14 protein-coding genes are annotated in these 19714 nt (G+C 63.8%); 6 read left to right on the top strand and 8 right to left on the bottom strand.

Annotated features, from left to right (window positions below):
- Positions 1 to 4: 4 nt before the first annotated feature.
- A complete protein-coding gene (locus HV711_RS03545; RefSeq protein ID WP_028361221.1) occupies positions 5 to 1165 on the top strand; it encodes a branched-chain amino acid ABC transporter substrate-binding protein in 1161 nt (386 codons plus the stop codon).
- Positions 1166 to 1548: 383 nt separating this feature from the next.
- On the opposite strand, the gene HV711_RS03540 is transcribed toward HV711_RS03545, so the two are convergent.
- A complete protein-coding gene (locus HV711_RS03540; protein ID WP_035477625.1) occupies positions 1549 to 2763 on the bottom strand; it encodes an MFS transporter in 1215 nt (404 codons plus the stop codon).
- Between the two features lie 189 nt (positions 2764 to 2952).
- Here HV711_RS03540 and HV711_RS03535 point away from each other — a divergent pair, with 189 nt between their 5' ends.
- Positions 2953 to 3873, top strand: coding sequence for a LysR family transcriptional regulator (locus HV711_RS03535; RefSeq protein ID WP_082201384.1), 921 nt, complete (start codon positions 2953 to 2955; stop codon positions 3871 to 3873).
- A 61-nt stretch (positions 3874 to 3934) separates the two neighbouring features.
- Here the strand turns inward: HV711_RS03535 and HV711_RS03530 are convergent, their stop codons facing one another.
- On the bottom strand, positions 3935 to 5281 hold the full coding sequence (locus HV711_RS03530) for an MFS transporter (RefSeq protein ID WP_013591146.1): 1347 nt from the start codon (positions 5279 to 5281) through the stop codon (positions 3935 to 3937).
- A 321-nt stretch (positions 5282 to 5602) separates the two neighbouring features.
- Here HV711_RS03530 and HV711_RS03525 point away from each other — a divergent pair, with 321 nt between their 5' ends.
- From HV711_RS03525 to HV711_RS03515, 3 genes are all read left to right on the top strand, one after another.
- On the top strand, positions 5603 to 6667 hold the full coding sequence (locus HV711_RS03525) for a LacI family DNA-binding transcriptional regulator (RefSeq protein ID WP_014972553.1): 1065 nt from the start codon (positions 5603 to 5605) through the stop codon (positions 6665 to 6667).
- A gap of 190 nt (positions 6668 to 6857) precedes the next feature.
- Positions 6858 to 8642 (top strand): IlvD/Edd family dehydratase, encoded by a 1785-nt coding sequence (locus tag HV711_RS03520; protein ID WP_035477628.1) that lies wholly within the window; start codon positions 6858 to 6860, stop codon positions 8640 to 8642.
- A gap of 24 nt (positions 8643 to 8666) precedes the next feature.
- A complete protein-coding gene (locus tag HV711_RS03515; RefSeq protein ID WP_035477630.1) occupies positions 8667 to 9875 on the top strand; it encodes a fumarylacetoacetate hydrolase family protein in 1209 nt (402 codons plus the stop codon).
- 81 nt (positions 9876 to 9956) lie between these two features.
- On the opposite strand, the gene HV711_RS03510 is transcribed toward HV711_RS03515, so the two are convergent.
- The gene (locus HV711_RS03510; protein ID WP_028361216.1) at positions 9957 to 10877 is read right to left on the bottom strand and encodes a LysR substrate-binding domain-containing protein; all 921 of its coding nucleotides are present in this window, start codon (positions 10875 to 10877) and stop codon (positions 9957 to 9959) included.
- A 159-nt stretch (positions 10878 to 11036) separates the two neighbouring features.
- On the opposite strand from HV711_RS03510, the gene HV711_RS03505 reads away from it, so the two are divergent.
- A complete protein-coding gene (locus HV711_RS03505; protein ID WP_035477632.1) occupies positions 11037 to 12494 on the top strand; it encodes an aldehyde dehydrogenase family protein in 1458 nt (485 codons plus the stop codon).
- A gap of 58 nt (positions 12495 to 12552) precedes the next feature.
- Here the strand turns inward: HV711_RS03505 and HV711_RS03500 are convergent, their stop codons facing one another.
- The 5 genes from HV711_RS03500 to HV711_RS03480 form a co-directional block, all read right to left on the bottom strand.
- A complete protein-coding gene (locus HV711_RS03500) occupies positions 12553 to 13683 on the bottom strand; it encodes a DSD1 family PLP-dependent enzyme (RefSeq protein WP_035477634.1) in 1131 nt (376 codons plus the stop codon).
- Between the two features lie 148 nt (positions 13684 to 13831).
- Positions 13832 to 14638: an oxidoreductase gene (locus HV711_RS03495; protein ID WP_035477637.1), complete on the bottom strand. Its 807-nt coding sequence runs from the start codon at positions 14636 to 14638 to the stop codon at positions 13832 to 13834.
- A 78-nt stretch (positions 14639 to 14716) separates the two neighbouring features.
- Complete coding sequence (locus HV711_RS03490; RefSeq protein ID WP_035477638.1) at positions 14717 to 17854, bottom strand: efflux RND transporter permease subunit; 3138 nt, start codon at positions 17852 to 17854, stop codon at positions 14717 to 14719.
- Entirely contained in the window at positions 17851 to 18960 is a 1110-nt protein-coding gene (locus tag HV711_RS03485) for an efflux RND transporter periplasmic adaptor subunit (protein WP_175144998.1), read from the bottom strand. Before HV711_RS03485 ends, HV711_RS03490 begins: the two co-directional genes overlap by 4 nt.
- 84 nt (positions 18961 to 19044) lie before the next feature.
- Positions 19045 to 19662: a TetR/AcrR family transcriptional regulator gene (locus HV711_RS03480; protein WP_013591136.1), complete on the bottom strand. Its 618-nt coding sequence runs from the start codon at positions 19660 to 19662 to the stop codon at positions 19045 to 19047.
- Between the last annotated feature and the right edge of the window lie 52 nt (positions 19663 to 19714).

Genomic DNA, 19714 nt, shown 5'->3' with positions numbered 1-19714 from the left:
CATCATGAATCGACGTACATGCATCATCAGGCTGGCCGCTTGCGCTGTGGCAGCGCACGCATCGTTCGCCGCAACGTCTGCCTTTGCCGACGATCCGCAGGTGGTAAAGATCGGCTTCGTCGGTCCGCTGACGGGCCCCGTCGCGCGCGTCGGCAAGGACCTGCAATACGGCGCGCAGCTCGCCATTGACGAAGAGAACGCGAAGCATCCAACGGTTGCGGGCAAGCCCGTGAAATTCGTGCTGGATGTGCAGGACGATCAGGCCGATCCGCGCGTGGCGATTCAGGTTGCGCAAAAGCTCGTCGACGACGGCGTGGTCGGTGTGATCGGCCATTACAACTCCGGATGCAGCATTCCGGCATCGACGGTCTATCACAACGCCAACGTCGCGATGATCACGCCCGGCTCAACCAATCCGCAACTGACGAAGCAGGGCTACAAGAACGTATTCCGCACGATGGGGCATGACGGCGTCGGCGGCGTGGTGGCGGGACATTTCGTCGTCGAGCAGATCAAGGCGAAGCGGATCGGCATCATCGATGACCGCACGGCGTTCGGGCAGGGTCTTGCCGATGCCTTCGAGAAGGGCGTGAAAGAGGCGAACGGCAATATCGTCGATCGCGAATTCACGAACGACAAGGCCGTCGATTTCCGCGCGATTCTCACTTCGTTGAAGGCAAAGAACGTCGACGTGATTTTCTTCGGCGGTCTTGATGAACAGGGCGCAATGCTCGTCAAGCAGATGCGCTCGCTCGGCATGGCGACGCAACTGTTCGGCGCAGGCGCGCTAAAGAGCAATGCGTTCCTGCAGATCGCGGGGCCATCGGGCGAACGCACGCAGGATCTCGAACCCGGCCCCGCGCTCGACAAATTGCCTGCCGCGCAAGACTTCGGCAGGCGTTATAAGGTGCGCTTCAACCAGGACGTCGAACTGTATGCACCGTTCGCTTACGACGCGGCGCTCGCGATGCTGAAGGCGATTCATGACGCGAATTCGCTCGACCGGCAGAGGATCGTCGACAGCCTCGCGAAAGTGTCGATCCCAGGCGTGACGGGCAAGATCACGTTCGATCCGTACGGCGATCTGATCAAGCCGCCTTATACGCTCTTCGAAGTGCAGCAGGGGCAATGGAAGAGCATCAAAACTGTCGGCGGTGGTGGGTGAGGGTGTTTCGGGTGCGGATACATTGTTTACGTTCGCTTTCCTACGATTGCGCTCGTGCGAAGTCCTTTACCCGGAGTTCTGTGGATTCGACGTAAGTTGTCATAGAGGGCGAGTGCGAGTCCAGTTTGATTGCCGGGTAGCTGTTTGCGGCTAGCAGTGAATGTCAGAAAAACTTCCGAAGCGGGGCATCGACGTGCCCGTTCCCGGCATCGCAAAGTTCGCAAGACAGGCCTTATTACGCGGCCGCATTGCTGAATCGCGGTTTCGTGGCGTCGCGACGGACTTTGCGTCTGAGCACGCCTTCTGCGACGACCATTTCGATTCAACGACTTACGACCGGACCCTCAGACGCCGCCCCGCCCCTTTGCAACCGCGCCGCGACATCAGGCGTGGCGCGCGGCGTGCGGGCGGCCGATCATCAGGTAGTGCGCCAGCGCGATCAGCGGAAAGGCCGTGGCGACCGCAGCCACGAGCGGCCAGCCGCCGTGTTCATAGAGCGGACTCGCGAGCGCCGAGCCCAGCGCGCCGCCCACGAAGATGCTGGTCATGTACAGCGCGTTCAGCCGGTTGCGGCTCGCCGCATGCAGTGCGTAGATCTCGCGCTGGCCCAGCACCATGTTCATCTGCACGGCGAAGTCGAGCACGATGCCGCTCGCGACGAGACCCGCCACGCCCCACGCCGGATGGATCAACGCGGGTGCATACGCGAGGGCGCCCACCACCAGCGCGATCAGCGTTGCGCGCATCGTGTGGCCGGCATCGGCGAGGCGGCCCGCCAGGGGAGCCGAGGTTGCACCGATTGCGCCGACCAGCGCGAAGATGCCGATCTGCGTCTGCGTGAGACCGAAGTGGCGCGTCAGTTCGACGGGAATCGCGGTCCAGAACAGGCTGAACGAGGCGAACATCAGTGCCTGGTACAACGAACGATGGCGCAATACCGGCATCGTGCGCACGAGGTGGCCGAGCGAGCCGAACAGTTCAAAGTACGTGGCCTGGTGCGCGGGCTGGCGGCGCGGAATGGTCAGCGCGAGCACGGTCGTCACAAGCGCCATCAGCACGGCGGCGGAACCGAACACCGCGCGCCAGCCGAAGTGTCCGGCGACCACGCTCGAGATCGGACGCGACAGCAGAATGCCGAGCAGCAGACCGCTCATGATCGTGCCGACCACCTTGCCGCGCGATTCGTCGGGCGCGAGATGCGCGGCGAGCGGAATCAGAATCTGCACGGCGACCGAGCTGAATCCGACCAGCAGCGAGATGACGAGAAACGCGCTGGGCTGATGCGCGAAGGCCGCGGCGGCCAGACTCGCGATCGACACGAGCGCCGTAGCGATCATCAGCTTGCGGTTTTCCAGCAGGTCGCCGAGCGGCACGAGAAAAAACAGCCCGAAGGCATAGCCGATTTGCGTGAGCGAGACGATCACGCTCGCCATGCCGCCGGACAGGTGAACGTCCGGTGCGATCAGTTCGGTAATGGGCTGCGCGTAATAGAGATTGGCGACGATGGCGCCGCAGCAGAACGCAAAGAGCGCGATGAGACCGTGCGTCAGTTTGACGGGACTGCCGGCGCTAGTCGCGGTGGTTAGCTGGGTTGACATGACAACTCCGTAAAGTGAAGACGCCGAAAACGAGGGGTCCGTGCGACCGGGGGGACGCGAGGCCTGTTACGTGCCTGAACGCGTCAAGCCCTGCATCGAAGCTTAAGCGTTGCGTTTGCGCGGGAGAATACGAATAGAATGCAAGCTAACGTTGCGTTTTTTGCAACGAAACTCCCCATGCGGTCACACATGGACAAATTCCTCGCCGTCAAAACCTTGCTGGAAGTCGCCGATGCCGGCGGCTTTTCGAAGGCCGCACGACGCCTCGGCGTGGCGACCTCTTCGGTGACTCGCCTGATGGATTCGCTGGAGGCGTCGCTTGGCGCGGCGCTGTTGACCCGCACGCCGCGCAAGGTCAGCCTGACCGACGCCGGCCTTGCGTACGTCGAACAGGTGTCGAAAGTCCTCGACGATCTGGCCGAGGCCGACGAGAGCGTATTTGACAGCGGCGCGGCGCCCGTCGGCTCGCTGCGCGTTTCGGTGCCGTCCACCTACAGCCGGTTATGCCTCGCGCCGCATCTGGCGGCCTTTCTTGCCGAGCATCCGCGCGTGGTGCTCGACGTCGCGGTGGGCGACCAGTTTGTCGATCTCGCGGTTGACCGGATCGACGTCGCCATCCGCATCGGCTTTGCGGAGCGCGACGCCAATCTGGTCGTGAAGAAACTCGCGGACAATCCGCGCTATGTCGTGGCGAGCCACGACTACCTGCAGCGCAGCGGCACCCCGCAGACACCCGCGGACCTCGCCGGGCACGAGTGCGTGCGCTTCGCCTATGGCGGCGGCTACCGCGCGCGCCAGAACTGGACGTTCGAGCGCGACGGCGTAGAGGAACGCGTCGACGTGCGCGGCCATCTGCTTTCGAACAATCTGGACATCCTCTTCGAAGCTGCGGTGGCCGGACGCGGCATCGCATTGCTGCCCGCCTGGCAGGTCGCCGCGGAAATCCATGCGGGACGCCTCATGCGACTCTTCGAGTCTTTCGACGCGCGGCTTCATTCAGGCGACGCGGTCGTGTATGCCGCGTATCTGCCGAATCGCCGCCAGTCGAGCAAGGTGCGTGCATTCGTGCAGTTTCTCGAATCGCGGTTGCGGGCGTCGCTCGAAGGTTGAGTGTCGAGCTCGGCTGTGCTCACCGAGCTTCGGGTGCGTGTGCAAGGCGCAAGGCGCCGCATCAAGCCTGCTGGTCGTTGTTCAGCATGCTCTTCGGGATGGACAGGATCAACACGCAACTGACGAGCAGACAGGCTCCCAGCGCGTAAGTGCCGTTGTTGATATTGCCCGTCATGTCCTTTGCAACACTCGTGATCATCGAACCTGTGAAGCCGGACAGGTTGCCCACGGAATTGATGAGGGCAATGCCCGCCGCCGCGGCCGTCCCGGAGAGAATCTGCCCTGGAAAGGTCCAGAATATCGGCATCAGACCCAGGATCGCGCAGGTCGCAATCGTCAGAAAGAGAATGGACAGCGGCACATTGTTCGCGAAGCTCGCGCTGAGAATCAGACCGATGCCGCCGATGCACGCCGGAACCGCTGCATGCAGCCGCCGCTCACCCGTCTTGCGCGAATGGCGTGCGTTCCAGATCATCGCCACGACAGCGCTCAGGTACGGGATGGCCGTCAGCAGGCCGATATTGAGCGTGCTCTTGACGCCGGACGCCTTGATGATGGACGGCAGCCAGAACGCGAGCCCGTAGAACCCCGTGTTGAACGTGAGCAGGATGAAGGTCAGCAGCCACACACGCGGGCTCTTGAGCGCGGCGCCAATGCTGTGGGTCTTCTTCGAACTCTCCTGTTCGAGGTTCTTTTGCAGCAGGGCCTTTTCGGAGGCTGTCAGCCATTTCGCCGACTCGATGCCGTCGCCCATGCGAGACAGCACGAGGAAGGCGACGAGAATCGACGGAATGCCTTCCACCAGCAGCATCCACTGCCAGCCTTCCATACCGAACGCACCGTGTGTGTTTTCCATGAGCCAGCCGGACAGGACACCACCGAGCGTCAGGCTCACAGGAATGGCGATCAGGAACCCGGACATCGCAATGCTCTGGCGCCGTGCGGGAAACCAGTAGTTCATATAGAGGATGATGCCGGGAAAGAAGCCCGCCTCGCAGACGCCCAGTAGAAAACGCAGGATGTAGAACATCGTGGACGTTTGCACATGAAAGAACGCGGCCAGCGGCGCAATAAATGCCAGTGACGAAGAGACCACGCCCCACGACACCATGATGCGCGCGATCCAGAATCGCGCGCCGTACCGGTGAAGCAGAAGGTTGCTGGGCATCTCGAAGAGGAAGTAGCCCCAGAAGAAGATGCTCGCGCCGACGGCGTACACGGCGTCGCTGAGCCCCAGCGAATCGAGCATCTGCAGTTTGGCAAAGCCGACGTTGACACGGTCGAGATAGGCCACGACGTAACACAGCAAAAGCAGCGGCAGGATCCGCTTCAGAACCTTCCGGTACAGCAGTTCTTCGGCATGATCGACCGCGACCGGCGCACCCGCGGTCTGAGCGATGGTTGGCATTCGGTTGTCTCCTTTATGCATGTCTTGAGCGCGAAAGCGGAGCGGGCCGCGCACATCGACTCGACGCTTGCCCGCGTGCAAGCCTCGACCCGGTCGCCGGGTCAGGAATTGACCGGCTATGTTACCGATAACAATTCGGGTCGAAGCTTTTCTCTCTGTTGTTATGTTATCGGTAACGAAGTTAGCATGGTGCGCCCTGAAGACGCAAGCTAGGGGAATCTACCTACGCCGTATGAGGCGTCGCGTCTATCATGGCGATTAGCCGTGAGCCGACGCGTGCTGTGCAACGGCTCGCCCCTCGTACAAGTACCCCAAAGCCCGATGGCCACCACCACCCGAACGCCGCGAACCGCGCGGCCGGCGCGCGCAACGCAGCCCGCCAACCCGCCGCGCATGGCGGACGTCGCGCATATCGCGCGGGTCAGCAAAATGACCGTTTCCCGCGTGCTGGCAGGGCACAGTGTTGCGCCGGCCACGCGCGAACGCGTCGAGCAGGCTATCGCGCAGTTGGGTTACGTGGCCGATGCGGCAGCAGGCGCACTCTCATCGGGCCGTTCCGATTTCGTCGCGGTGCTGGTGCCGTCGCTCGCGAGTTCGAACTTCTCCGATACGGTGCGTGGACTCACGTCCGTCCTGGAACCGGAAGGCCTGCAACTGCTGCTCGGCGATACCGACTATGGCCTCGAAAGAGAAGAGCGCCTCGTGCGCTCGATGTTGCGCTACCAGCCGCGCTGTATCGCGCTGACCGGCTCGCAGCACACGGACGGCACGCGGCACTTGCTGGAGCGCGCACGCATACCGGTTGTGGAGATGTGGGACCTTCCCGCCAAACCGATCGATCTGGCGGTCGGCTTTTCGAATGCCCGGGCGGCGCGCGAGATGGTGCGCTATCTCAGCGCCAAGGGCTATCGCAAGATCGGCTTTCTGTGCGGCGCGAGCGACCTCGACCGTCGCGGCCTCGAGCGGCTCAAGGGCTACCTCCAGGAGATGAAAGCACAGGGTCTAGGCGAGCCTCGCGTGGTGCGTCTCGGCGAGTCGCCCATCACGATGACGCACGGCGCGCCCGCGCTCGATGCACTGCTCGAGCAATGGCCCGATACCGACGCAGTCATGTGTGTGAGCGATATGTCCGCGTTCGGGGCCATCATGCAATGTCACCGTCGCGGGCTTCGCGTGCCGCGCGACATCGCCGTGGCGGGCTTCGGTAATTTCGAAGTTGCGCTCTGCAGCAATCCGACCATCACGACGGTGTCGGTCGACGCCTACGGCATCGGCCGGCGCACGGGCGAGCTGCTGCTGGCCGCTCAGGCGGGAAGCACGCACGCCGCGCGAGCGCAACGCAAGGTGGTTATCGACTATGCCGTCGTGGAGCGCGAGAGCGCCTAGATCTTCCCGTCTCGAAGATGCACAGCGCGTTCGCGCATGCTAATATCAAAAGATGTTACCGATAACACAGCGGCGCGAACAATACGGGTGATGATCCGGCGCAGCAGGCCGGCGCCCGGCATACAGATGAGCGCACAAGAGACGCCTCGCGCCTGACGATCTTCGGCAGGCCAGCATAAAGGAGTACGGTATGACCCCACCCAGCACACGCCGCCTGCGCAGTCAGGAATGGTTCGACGATCCCTCGCACGCCGACATGACCGCGCTCTACGTCGAGCGCTTCATGAACTATGGGCTCACACGTGAAGAATTGCAGTCGGGCCGCCCGATTATCGGCATTGCACAGACGGGCAGCGACCTCGCGCCCTGCAATCGGCACCACATCGAACTCGCCGAGCGCACCAAGGCGGGCATTCGCGACGCGGGCGGCATTCCGATGGAGTTTCCCGTCCATCCGCTCGCGGAGCAGAGCCGCAGGCCGACGGCCGCGCTCGACCGCAACTTGGCCTATCTCGGCCTCGTGGAAATCCTGCACGGTTTTCCGCTCGACGGGGTCGTGCTCACCACCGGCTGCGACAAGACGACGCCCGCCTGCCTGATGGCCGCCGCGACTGTCGATTTGCCGGCTATCGTTCTGTCAGGCGGCCCCATGCTCGACGGCTGGCATCAGGGAAAGCGCGTGGGTTCAGGCACGGTCATCTGGCATGCGCGCAACCTGCTTGCGGCAGGCGAGATCGATTACGAAGGATTCATGGAACTGACGACCGCTTCGTCGCCGTCCATCGGTCACTGCAATACCATGGGCACGGCGCTCTCGATGAACAGTCTTGCGGAAGCATTGGGCATGTCGTTGCCCGGCTGCGCGAGCATCCCGGCGGCGTATCGCGAGCGAGGCCAGATGGCTTACGCAACGGGCAAGCGCATTGTCGACCTGGTACGCGACGACGTGCGACCGTCGCACATCATGACCAAGGAAGCGTTCGAGAACGCGATCGTGGTGGCCTCGGCGCTGGGCGCATCCAGCAACTGCCCGCCGCATCTGATTGCGATTGCCCGGCACATCGGTGTGGACCTGAGCCTCGACGACTGGCAGCGCGTGGGCGAGCGGGTGCCGCTCATCGTGAACTGCATGCCTGCCGGCGAGTATCTGGGCGAGAGCTTTCACCGGGCAGGCGGCGTGCCCGGCGTGCTGCGCGAGCTCGACAAGGCAGGGCTGCTGCACCGCGATTGCGCGACCGTGTCGGGCCGCATCATCGGGGCAATCGCCGGCAGCACTGCCGAGCCTGACCGCGAGGTCATCAGGTCGACTGCGGAGCCGCTCAAGCACGGGGCGGGATTCATCGTGCTGTCGGGCAACTTCTTTGACAGCGCCATCATGAAGATGTCGGTGGTCGGCGACGCGTTCCGCCAAACCTATCTGAGCGAGCCAGGCGCGGAAAACACGTTCGAGGCGCGGGCAATCGTGTTCGACGGTCCCGAGGATTACCACGCGCGCATCAATGACCCGTCTCTTCACATCGACCGGAACTGCATTCTCGTCATTCGCGGAGCAGGCACGGTGGGTTATCCGGGCAGCGCGGAAGTCGTCAATATGGCGCCGCCCGCGGAACTGGTGCGACAGGGCATCACCTCGCTGCCCACGCTCGGGGACGGACGCCAGAGCGGCACGTCCGCGAGCCCTTCTATCCTCAACATGTCGCCGGAAGCGGCCGTCGGCGGTGGACTCGCGCTGCTGCAAACGGGTGACCGCATTCGCGTCGACCTGAACGCCCGCAAGGTCGACGTACTGGTTGACGAAGCCGAACTCGCGCGTCGGCGCGAGCATGCCACGTTTGCGATTCCCGAGGCGCAGACGCCCTGGCAGGAGCTTTATCGCAAGACAGTTGGGCAACTGTCCACGGGCGGCTGCCTGGAACCCGCTACGCTGTACCTGAACGTCATTGAAAAGCGCGGCAACCCGCGCCACTCTCACTAACGGACCGACAAGGAGACATCACAAATGAACGCCATTTCCGCAGCATCCTTCCTTCCGCGCGATGTCGGGCAGGCGCTGCTCGTCGGCCGCGTGTGGCGCAAACTGCATACACCCTCAGGCGAACTTCACGGCCCCTGCGTCGTGCTGGTGCGCAACGGCGAGGTGCTGGACATTACGGCAAGCGCGCCGACGACGGCCGACCTGTTCGAGCGGGAAGACCTCGTCGCGTTCGCGCGAACGGTGTCGGGCGAGTCGCTCGGCCCAGTGGACAAGCTGGTCGAGGCAGCGCTGCGCTCGGGATCGGCGGACGGCCTGCGCCTGCTCGCGCCCAACGATCTGCAGGCCATCAAGGCATGCGGTGTGACGTTTGCCGTGAGCCTCATCGAACGGGTTATCGAGGAACAGGCGGGAGGCGATCCGGCCAAGGCGCAGGAAGTGCGTGCGACCATTGCTGCAACCATCGGCACTGATCTCTCGAAGATCCAGCCCGGCTCCGATGCGGCGATGAAGCTCAAGGCGGAACTCGAGCGCCGCGGGGCGTGGTCGCAGTACATGGAGGTCGGCATCGGCCCCGATGCGGAGGTGTTTTCGAAGTCGCAGCCGATGTCGGCCGTCGGTCCCGGCGCAGACGTCGGCTTGCTCGCAGCATCGAACTGGAACAACCCTGAGCCGGAGATCGTGCTGGCTGTGAACAGCCGCGGAGAGATCGTCGGCGCAACGCTCGGCAACGACGTGAATCTGCGCGACATCGAGGGGCGCTCGGCGCTGCTGCTCGGCAAGTGCAAGGACAATAACGCGTCGTGCGCCATCGGTCCTTTCGTGCGCCTGTTCGACGACGAATTCAGTCTCGACGACGTGCGCAACACCAGCGTGAGCCTGCGCGTGGAAGGGGCGGATGACGATTTCGTGCTCGAGGGCGTGAGCCACATGAGCGAAATCAGCCGCGATCCACAGGATCTGGTTGCGCAGACATGGGGGCGCCATCATCAGTATCCGGACGGCTTCATGCTTTTTCTGGGGACGATGTTCTCGCCCATCAAGGATCGCGACACACCCGGCGGCGGATTCACGCATCACCTGGGCGATGTGGTCACCATCTCGGCCCCCGAGCTGGGCGCGCTCGTCAACACCGTGCGGCTCAGCACGGAAGTCGCGCCTTGGACCTTTGGCGTGCGCGCCCTGTACCGCAACCTGGCGCAACGCGAACTGATCCAGGTCGGCGGAAGGCGGTAGCCGTCGCGCGAATGGCGCCGACTACCTGATCGCCGATCGGGCCGCCGGCGTTGAACCTTTGCATCTTGCTCGACCAGCAGATCAATTCCGCCACGGAATCGGGTCGAAGGCGCGCTTCGCGGCATCAAGAAACGCACGCTGACGAATGGTGAGACCGTGGCGCGTGGGCACGAGCGCCATGACCGGTGCCGGTTCGAGATGCCATGCCGGCAACACGCGGCGCAGCTTGCCTCGCGCAATCAGGTGCGCGCAGTCCCATTCGGACCGCGCGGCCACGCCGAGCCCGTCGAGCGCCCAGTCTCGGACCACCGTGCCGTCGTTCGAGGACAAAGCGCCGTTCAACCGGACCGTGACAGGTTTGCTGACCCGCCTGCCCGCCGCATCGAGTTGAATGAAACGCAGACGGGTCACGTCTTCGTCGTTTTCGCGTAAGGTCAGGTACTCGCAGCGCGACAGTTCCGACGGATGCTTAAGCTTCGAGAGGCCGCGAGCAAGCGCGGGGCTCGCGCAAAGAATGCGTTCGTTCGGAGCCAGAAAATGCCCGATCCACGAGGACGCCTTGACCTGACCAATGGAAATCGCCACGTCGGCGCCCGATGCCGCCGCCAAAGGGCTTTCGACCAGAATCAGCGAGATCGTGAGATGAGGGTGCGAGCGACGCAGGTCGCGCACGAGCGGCGCGATATACGCGCGGCCGAAGCCGAACGGCGCCACCACGCGCAAATGGCCGCTTACGCCGTGCGACTCGCCGGACACGCGCGACGGAATGGATTCGATCCGCTCCAGGATTTCAATTGCCTCCTGAACGAGGCGCTGGCCTTCGTCAGTGAGCGATATGCCTCGCGCCGCGCGCGTGGCGAGGCGCACCGCCATCCGTTCTTCAATGCGCTGAAGACGCACCGTCACTGCAGGCGGCGTGAGATTCAGAAGCCTTGCGGCTGCGGCAAGCGATTGCGACACGCCGAGCGCACGCAGCAGTTGCATGTCTTCCAACTGAAGCATTAAGGCCTCTTTAATTGCGGGTTCATTGGATATTAAACAAGACAAAAACATTTTTCTCTATAGTGGATCGCACGAATCCGGCAACCGCAGTTCTTCTGGCGAGAGCGTGTCGGGTCTCATGGTGTAGGCCGAGTGGCACCGGCTCGAGGACACACTGCAATGAATTCACCTCTTCGTCACCTCCTGCAAGCGGGAAGGCTCGATCGGTTCTTTATCGACGGCGAGTGGGTCGCGCCGGAAGGTGCGGATCGCGTCGCGGTCGTATGCCCGTCCACGGAAAACACGCTCTGCGACATTCCGCTTGGCAACGCGCGCGATGTCGAGCGGGCGGTGCAGGCTGCGCGCAACGCGTTCGAAAGCTGGTCCGCGACTTCGCAGGAGGAGCGCGCCGCGGTGCTCGCGCGCGTTCATGCGCTGATGCTGGAGCGCAGCGAACTATTTGCCACGGCGCTGACCATGGAAATGGGCGCGCCCATCAGCTATGCGCGCGCGGCGCACGTGCCGCTCGCCGCCGAACACCTCCGCGTGGCACGCGACAACCTGAGGCATTACTCGTTCCGGACCCAGCGCGGAACGACCGCGATCGTGCGCGAACCCATTGGCGTGTGCGCGCTCATCACGCCATGGAACTGGCCGATCTATCAGATCACGGCCAAGGTCGGTCCCGCGCTCGCAGCGGGCTGCACCGTGGTTCTGAAACCGAGCGAGCTGTCGCCGCTCAGTGCCCTGCTGTTTGCCGAAGTGATCGCCGATGCCGGCGTTCCTGCCGGTGTATTCAACCTGGTGAGCGGAACGGGCGCGGAAGTGGGCACGTCGCTCGCGTTGCACCCGCAGGTCGATATGGTGTCGATCACCGGCTCCACGCGCGCCGGCGTGCTGGTCGCACAAGCGGCTGCGCCGACTGTCAAGCGCGTCGCGCAGGAGCTTGGCGGCAAGTCGCCCAACATCGTGCTACCTGATGCCGACCTGCGGCGTGCTATTGCGCCTGGCGTTGCGGCCGCTTTCCGGAACATGGGCCAGTCGTGCAGCGCGCCGACCCGCCTGATCGTGCCGCGCAATGCGCTCGATGCAGTCAATCAATTGGCCGTGGCCGCAACCGGACAGATGATCGTCGGCGATCCGTTTGCCGAAGCGACGACGCACGGCCCGCTCGCCAATCGCATGCAGTTCGCGAGAGTGCAGCAGATGATCGAAGCCGGCATCGACGAAGGCGCAGAGCTGATCGCCGGCGGTCCAGGAAGACCGGCAGGTTTCAGCAAAGGCTTCTATGCGCGCCCGACCGTTTTTACCGACGTCCGCACCGATATGAAGATTGCGCAGCAGGAGATCTTTGGTCCGGTGCTCGCGATCCTTCCTTACGACAGCGTCGACGAAGCCGTCGCGATCGCGAACGACACCGTGTATGGGCTCGGCGCGCATGTTCAAGGCACCGACATGGCACTCGTGCGCGCGGTGGCCGCGCGCATTCGCTCAGGCCAGGTGCATCTGAACTATCCGGCGTGGGATCCGCAGGCTCCGTTTGGCGGGTACAAGCAATCCGGCAATGGTCGCGAGTATGGGATCGAGGGTATGGAGGAGTACATGGAGGTGAAGTCGATCCTCGGGTACGACGATTGACCCCGCCGCTATGCCTCGCCCTGCAATTTGCCGACGAGGCATGCAGGGCTCGGGTTTATTACCAGCCGTAGAAGCGCGGCCACGTTTCTACGGTGCCGTCGGATTGCACCGCCAGATAGGCGGGATGCTGCGCCCCCGTGGCGCAGGCGTGGTTGGGCAGAATGCGCAGACGCGTGCCGACGGGAAAGCGCTTCTCGATCTGCTGGTCGGGGCTGCCGGCTCGCGAAATGATGCCGTGCTCCTGGTTAGCACCACTCATCAAATACTCTCCCAGCACCTCGCCGGTCTCGAGGCACACGAGCCCGTAGCCAAAGTCCTGTTTCTGGCGCTGTGTGCCGCGGTCGCGGCTCATGGCCATCCAGCCTGCGTCGACAATGGCCCAGCCTTTTTCGCTCTGATGGCCGATCACGGTGGTCAATACGCTCAAGGCAATTTCGGAGATGTCGTTGACGCCCACGTTGTGCATCACGAGATCGAACATTACGTAGACGCCGGCACGAACTTCGGTCACACCCTGCAGATGCTCGGCAGCCAGCGCCGTCGGCGTCGATCCCACGCTCACCACGTTGCATGGCAGGCCCGCCGCGCGAAGGCGCTGGGCGGCCCGCACGCAGCCTGCACGTTCCTGCTCGGCGATGCGAACCAGTTTGTCATGGGTATCGTAGTCGTAGCTCGAACCCGCATGCGCCAGCACTCCGCCGGCAGGCATGCCGCCGTCGGAGAGAATCTTCGCGACAGTCAGCAGCATGTCGTCCTCGGGCGCGATGCCCGAACGATGGCCGTCCACGTCGATCTCGATCCACACCTCGAATCGCTCGTCATGCTCCCTGCCAAAAGCGACGATGGCTTCCGCGCACGCGACGCTGTCGGCGACGACCTTGAGATCGCAGCCTTGTCGCCGCAGCGCGAGCGCCTGCGGTAGTTTGGTCGGCGCCATGCCGACAGCGTAGACAATGTCGCGAACGCCGCCGGCAAAGAACTGCTCGGCTTCCTTGAGTGTCGACACCGTGATGCCGCTTGCGCCTGCATCCATTTGTGCTCTGACGACCTGCTCGCATTTCGTGGTCTTCACGTGCGGGCGAAACTTGACGCCTAGCGCGTTCATGCGTTGCTGCATTCGCGCGATGTTGCGCTGCATGCGCTCGACGTCGATCAAGGCCGCGGGCGTGTTCAGCGACTCCAGGTTCATCTGTGGCTCCTTGCGATTCTTCGCGCCGCCGGCATGACGAGCCGGGCGCGTGGTGACAAGCCGCCACTATAGAAGTTGGGCGCGAAGTTGTGCTTAATGGCCGATAAACCGGGAGTTAAGCCCAGTTAAATGCGCGCTCGCACCAACCTCACGCGAGCCCCACCGTCTTCCTCACCCCGGAATCGACCGGGCCGGCCGGCATGAAACGGCGCAGTTTGCTGAGCAAAGAAGCCTTCCCCGACGGCGTGCGGCGCATGCGCCACGCGCCGAGGCCTGCTTCCACGATCGTGCTGGCTACGCCGTCGGGCTCGGGAGCGTCCTTTAGATTGTTGGCGACGGAGCGCGCCGCAATGTCGCGTTCGCGATCGTAGTCGGCGATAGTCGAGGCGGCCAGCGGCGAATTCGCGTCCAGACTCGTGCGCGTGTAAGACGGCTGGACCAGCGTGACGCGGATGCCGAATTGGCGCACTTCGTGATCGAGTGTTTCCGACAAGCCTTCCACCGCATGTTTGGACGCCGAATAAATGCCCATATACGGTGCCGGCAGAAAGCCGAGCACGGAGCTCACATTGACGATGCGTCCGCGACGCTGCGCTCGCATGTGCGGAAGGACAGCCTGTGTTGTCCGGAGGACGCCGAACACATTGGTGTCGAATAGAGATGTCGCCTCGGTAACGGCGGTTTCCTCGACCGCGCCGATCATGTTCATGCCCGCGTTGTTCACGAGCACGTCGATACGGCCTGCCCGGTTGATGATGGTTTGAATGCCGCGTTGAACGGAAGCGTCGTCGCGGATATCCATCTCGATCAGCTCGACGCCGGGCAAGGGCGTCGCTTGGGCAAGACGGCGCACGGTGCCGAACACCCGGCATCCGCGCTTCGCAAACTTCGTGGCGGCAGCGCGCCCGATACCCGACGACACGCCGGTGACAACGACGACGGTGGAATTCGACATGGTAGTTCCTTCGATAAGCGTAAGTAAGCAGGAGTGCAGATCAATGTCAATTTATCTTGCGCGCGAGGAGCGCGTCGTTCAACTTTGCCCCGCAGGCGACTCCTCGAGCATCTCTGTCAGAGGCGGCGCGTGCTTGTGCCGCTCGTTCCCTCTCTCCGTACTTCCGGGCCGGATCTTGAACCAGATCGAATACATGGCCGGCAGGAAGACGAGCGTCAGAATCGTTCCCGCAAAAGTGCCGCCGATCAGCGTGTACGCGAGCGTTCCCCAGAACACCGAATGCGTCAGCGGGATGAAGGCGAGAATCGCCGCCAGCGCGGTCAGGATCACGGGGCGCGCACGTTGCACGGTGGCCTCGACAACGGCATGAAACGGATCGAGGCCTGTCTGTTCGTTCTGATGGATCTGCCCGATGAGAATCAGCGTGTTACGCATCAGAATGCCGGACAGTGCGATCAGCCCAACCAGCGCATTAATGCCGAAGGGTTGCCGGAACAGGATCAGCGTCGGCACCACGCCGATCAAGCCCAATGGACTCGTCAGGAACACCATCACCATGGCGGAGATGGAGCGCACCTGCAAAATGATGATGAGCAGCGTGATCGCGAGCATGATCGGAAACAACGGCAGCATGGCGACCGTCGCCTTGCCCGATTCTTCGATGGAGCCCGCCTGCTCGATGCGATAGCCGTTGGGCAGCTTCGCGACGATCGGCTGCAGTTGCTTCGTGATCGCCGCCGACACGTCGGGCGGCTGCAGATCGTCGGCAATATCGCCGCGCACGGTCATGGTGGGCATGCGGTCGCGACGCCGGATGATCGGCTCCTCCATCCGCACGTCGACCTGGCCTACCTGAGACAGCGGAATGCGCTGACCATTCGCGCCGGCCAGCGTGAAGTCGCCGATTCTGGCCGGATCGAGCCGCACGTCGCCGGCCGAACGCGCCATAACCTGCACCGTGCGGATGTCCTCGCGCACGGTGGTGACCGGCACGCCGGACAGCAGGAATTGCAGCTGTTGCGCAACCGCGCTGGAGGTGAGCCCGACCGCCTGCAGCCGGTCCTGCTGCAACGTGAAGTGCAGCGTGGGCGTACGCGTGCCCCAGTCGGTGTTGACTGTGCGCATCATCGGACTGGCGTTCATGACGTGCTCGACTTGAGCGGCAATGCCGCGCAGCTTGTCAGGGTCGGGACCGGAGACGCGGTAGGCAACAGGGAACGGCGAGTACGGGCCGAAGACGAGTTGCGTGACCCGCACCCGCGCTTCGGAGGCGAGCCCGCCTGCCACCGCTTTGCGCAGTCGCAGCTTCAACGCGTCGCGTTCGTGCTGACTGTCCGTGCGGACCACGATCTTCGCGAACGACGGATCGGGCAGTTCCGGTCCCATCGCGAGATAAAAGCGCGGCGCACCCTGGCCGATGTAGGCGGTGACGATTCGCGCTTCCTTTTGCCCGGCGAGCCACGCTTCCACTTTTGCCGTGGCGGCGCTCGTCTCATCAATGGACGTGCCGTAGGGCATCTGCAGCTCGACGAGCACTTCGGGCCGGTCGGAGATCGGAAAGAACTGTTTCTTCACGACAGACATGCCGAGTACGGCCAGCACGAAAAGACCGACCACGGAACCGGCGACCCACCATTTGCGCCCGATCGCCCGCCCGAGCACCTGGCGAAACCGGTTGTAGCGCGGCGTGTCGTAGATCGCACCGTGGCCGCCTTCGACCTTTTTGAAGTCGGGCAGCAGCTTGACGCCCAGGTAGGGTGTGAAGACGACGGCGACAACCCACGAGGCAATCAGCGCAATGCCGACGATCCAGAACATGTTGCTCGTGTATTCGCCGGCGGTGGATCGCGCGAAGCCGTTAGGCATGAAGCCGACGGCGGTCACGAGCGTGCCCGCCAGCATCGGCGCGGCGGTATGGCTCCATGCATAGCCGGAAGCGGCCATGCGGCTGTAGCCCTCTTCCATCTTCACCACCATCATTTCGATGGCGATGATGGCGTCGTCCACCAGCAGGCCGAGCGCGAGTATCAGGGACCCGAGCGTGATGCGATCGAAATTCTTGCCGGTCGCGGCCATCACGACGAAGACCGCCGCCAGCGTCAGCGGCACGGCCGCGGCGACCACGAGACCCACCCGCCAGCCCATGCTGACGAAGCTCACCAGCATGACTACGAGCAATGCGGCGAAGAACTTGACCATGAACTCGTCGACGGCCGAGTTGATGTTCACCGCCTGATCCGTAACCTTGGTCAGGCTCATGCCGAGCGGCAGTTCAGCGTTGATCGAGCGGGCCTCGCCGTCCAGCGCCTTGCCGAGATCGAGCCCGTTCCAGCCGTCGCGCATCACGATGCCGAGCAGCAGCGCGGGTTCGCCGCCGTTGCGGATCATGAACGTTGCCGGATCTTCATAGCCGCGCGTGACGGTAGCAATGTCCGAGAGCTTCAGCGTGCGGCCTTGCACCACGACCGGCGTATCGCGAATTTTCTGCAGCTTGTCGAAAGCGCCGTCCACACGAACGAGCACCTCGGGTCCTTTCGTCTCCACCGAGCCGGCCGGCGTCAGCACATTCTGGCTATTGAGCGCGGCGAACACGTCCTGCGGACTCACGCCGAGAGTGGCGAGGCGGTCATGCGAGAACTGCACATAAATCCGCTCCGCCTGCTCCCCAATGATGTTCACCTTCTTCACACCCGGCACGTGCAACAGGCGCTGACGCAGCGTCTCCGCGTCGCGCACCAGGAGGCGCTGAGGCTCGCCCTTCGCCTTGAGCGCAAAGAGCGCGAAGGTGACGTCCGAGTATTCGTCGTTGACGATGGGCCCAATCACGCCGGGCGGAAGATTGCTTATTTCGTCGCCGACTTTCTTGCGGGCCTGGTAGAACTCCTCCTGCACTTCGGAGGGCGGCGTGCTGTCGAGCAACGTCAGCGTCGTGAAGGCGAGGCCGGGTCTCGTGTAGGTTTCCGTACGATCGTACCAGCGCAGTTCCTGCATGCGCTTTTCGATCTTCTCGGCGACCTGGTCCTGCATTTCCTGCGCGGTGGCGCCGGGCCAGGCGGTGACGATGGTCATCACCTTGACCGTGAAAGCCGGGTCTTCCGCGCGCCCGAGCTTGAAGAATGAAACGAGGCCGGCCAGCGAAATCAGGCAGATCAGGAACAGCGTGACGGAGCGCTCGCGCACGGCGAGCGCCGACAGGTTGAAACGGCGTTCGCTCACGGACGTGCTCCTTGAGTGGCGGCGGCCTGACCGGCGACGCGGACCACCTCGCCTTCGCGCAGCAGATGTGCGCCGAGCGCGACGACCCGCTCGCCCGGCTGAAGTCCACCGGCGATGTTGGCGCCGTCGTCGCCGAGATGCTGGACGGCAACGGGCCGCCAGGCGACCTTTGCCGGTTCACCCTTGATGACCCACACGCCGGGCCCCTTGCCCGCGTCGAACAGTGAGCCGATCGGCACCTGCAACCCGCCCTGCGCGGCGGAATTCGCATCGGGAATGCGGATTGTGACGGTCGTGCCCAAGGGCGCGTTGGCGAGCTCCCCGTCGAGCACATAGCGCGCCTCGAAGGTGCGCGTCAGGCGATCCGCCGTGTCCGAGAGCTGCCGCAGCGTGGCGGTAACGCTCACGTCTTCCTTGCCGAAGAGCGTGGCTTGCGCAATCGAGCCGACCGCGGGGCGCAGTGTTTCGGGCAACTGAATGACCGCTTCGCGGCGCCCCGCATGAGCGAGCCGCACGACGGGCTGCCCCGCGCTGACGACCTGGCCGGGCTCGGCCAGCGTTTCCATGACGACGCCGTCGCCGTCGGCGACCAGCTCCGCGTAGCGGCTCGCATTGCGAGCCACGTCGGCCTGGGCTTCGGCCGCGCTGAGCTGCGCTTTGGCGGCGTCCGCCGCTGCCTTGACCTGGTCGTACGCAGACGCCGAGATCGCGCCGGTGCCGCGCAGGTCGCGGTAGCGGGCTTCATCTTCAGCGGTCTGTTGGGCGCGCGCCCGGGCGGCGCTCACCGCTTCCTGCTGTGCCTGGGCGGCGAGCTTCAGATCGACAGGGTCGATGCGCATGAGCGGCTGCCCGCGCCGCACGCTCTGTCCGGCGTCCACGAGCCGCTCCAGCACCTTGCCGGACACGCGAAAACCGAGGTCGCTTTGCACCCGGGCGGCGACGGTGCCCGTGAAGGAACGCGACGCCGGCGTCGCGCTCTGGACGATGGCGGAGCGCACGAGCGGCGCCTCCGTGCGCGGATCGGATGGGGCTTTGGCGCCGCAAGCGGCCAGCGCAAAGGGCAACGCACAGACGACGGCAGAAGTGGCGAGGCGACGCGAGAACATGGAAGTCCCATCCGCGAAATGATGATGGCTCACATTATGGTTCTAGTGACCAAATCAGTCAATGGTCACAACGACTTCTTTTTCTCAGGGCGAGAGGCTGCGCAGAACGAGGCTCGACAGCTGCGCCGGCGCTTCCTCGGCAGAGTCGAAGCTGTGCTGCAGGATCAGCGGATTCAGATAGGGGCGCATGACCAGGTAAATAGCGGCGGCGGTCTCGTCGAGCGGCGTCTTGCGCTCGAAGTCGCCGCTTTGCCGGCCTTCCTGCAGGATTGCCTGAAGCATCTCCTGAATTCGTTTTTCGTAGGCGAGCGTGACCTGCCAGTGCTCGGTGGCGGCCGACGCGGCGATCTCGTACAGCTTCTGGTCTTCGGAAAAGAGCCGCAGGCTCGCCTCGACGATTGCCTTGAACATGCGGCGCAGCTTCTCCGGCGGGCGGTCGGCCTCGTCGACCGCGGCCTTCACCGCGCATTCCATTTCGCGCAGGCAGTTCGCGCAGATCATTTCTCCGATCGCCTGCTTGGACTCGAAGAACTTGTAGATATAGGCCTTGGAAAAGCCGATTGCCTTGGCGAGGTCGGACACGGTCGTCTTCTCGTAGCCATACCGGCTGAAGTGCTCGGTGGCGGCCGCGACGATCTGGTCGCGGACATCGTGATCGGCCGGGCCGCGGCCCGAGATGGGATAGGTAAGAGCGTTTTTCATAGGGTCCTAGGTTACCGCCGCATGTGAGAATCGACAACGTGTGACCAAAATG

The organism is Paraburkholderia phenoliruptrix (genome assembly GCF_902859825.1).
Classification (GTDB): Bacteria; Pseudomonadota; Gammaproteobacteria; order Burkholderiales; family Burkholderiaceae; genus Paraburkholderia; species Paraburkholderia phenoliruptrix.
The sequence above is the reverse complement of the archived record's forward strand: the minus strand, read 5'-3'. Positions and strand labels throughout refer to the sequence as shown.

What these genes read in the sequence shown, in the direction of transcription:
- HV711_RS03525 (WP_014972553.1), top strand. Translation starts at nt 5,603, where the DNA reads ATGGCCACCACCACCCGAACGCCGCGAACCGCGCGGCCGGCGCGCGCA.
- HV711_RS03480 (WP_013591136.1), bottom strand. Translation starts at nt 19,662, where the DNA reads ATGAAAAACGCTCTTACCTATCCCATCTCGGGCCGCGGCCCGGCCGAT.
- HV711_RS03505 (WP_035477632.1), top strand. Translation starts at nt 11,037, where the DNA reads ATGAATTCACCTCTTCGTCACCTCCTGCAAGCGGGAAGGCTCGATCGG.
- HV711_RS03520 (WP_035477628.1), top strand. Translation starts at nt 6,858, where the DNA reads ATGACCCCACCCAGCACACGCCGCCTGCGCAGTCAGGAATGGTTCGAC.
- HV711_RS03500 (WP_035477634.1), bottom strand. Translation starts at nt 13,683, where the DNA reads ATGAACCTGGAGTCGCTGAACACGCCCGCGGCCTTGATCGACGTCGAG.
- HV711_RS03535 (WP_082201384.1), top strand. Translation starts at nt 2,953, where the DNA reads ATGGACAAATTCCTCGCCGTCAAAACCTTGCTGGAAGTCGCCGATGCC.
- HV711_RS03530 (WP_013591146.1), bottom strand. Translation starts at nt 5,281, where the DNA reads ATGCCAACCATCGCTCAGACCGCGGGTGCGCCGGTCGCGGTCGATCAT.
- HV711_RS03545 (WP_028361221.1), top strand. Translation starts at nt 5, where the DNA reads ATGAATCGACGTACATGCATCATCAGGCTGGCCGCTTGCGCTGTGGCA.
- HV711_RS03540 (WP_035477625.1), bottom strand. Translation starts at nt 2,763, where the DNA reads ATGTCAACCCAGCTAACCACCGCGACTAGCGCCGGCAGTCCCGTCAAA.
- HV711_RS03515 (WP_035477630.1), top strand. Translation starts at nt 8,667, where the DNA reads ATGAACGCCATTTCCGCAGCATCCTTCCTTCCGCGCGATGTCGGGCAG.
- HV711_RS03485 (WP_175144998.1), bottom strand. Translation starts at nt 18,960, where the DNA reads ATGTTCTCGCGTCGCCTCGCCACTTCTGCCGTCGTCTGTGCGTTGCCC.
- HV711_RS03495 (WP_035477637.1), bottom strand. Translation starts at nt 14,638, where the DNA reads ATGTCGAATTCCACCGTCGTCGTTGTCACCGGCGTGTCGTCGGGTATC.
- HV711_RS03510 (WP_028361216.1), bottom strand. Translation starts at nt 10,877, where the DNA reads ATGCTTCAGTTGGAAGACATGCAACTGCTGCGTGCGCTCGGCGTGTCG.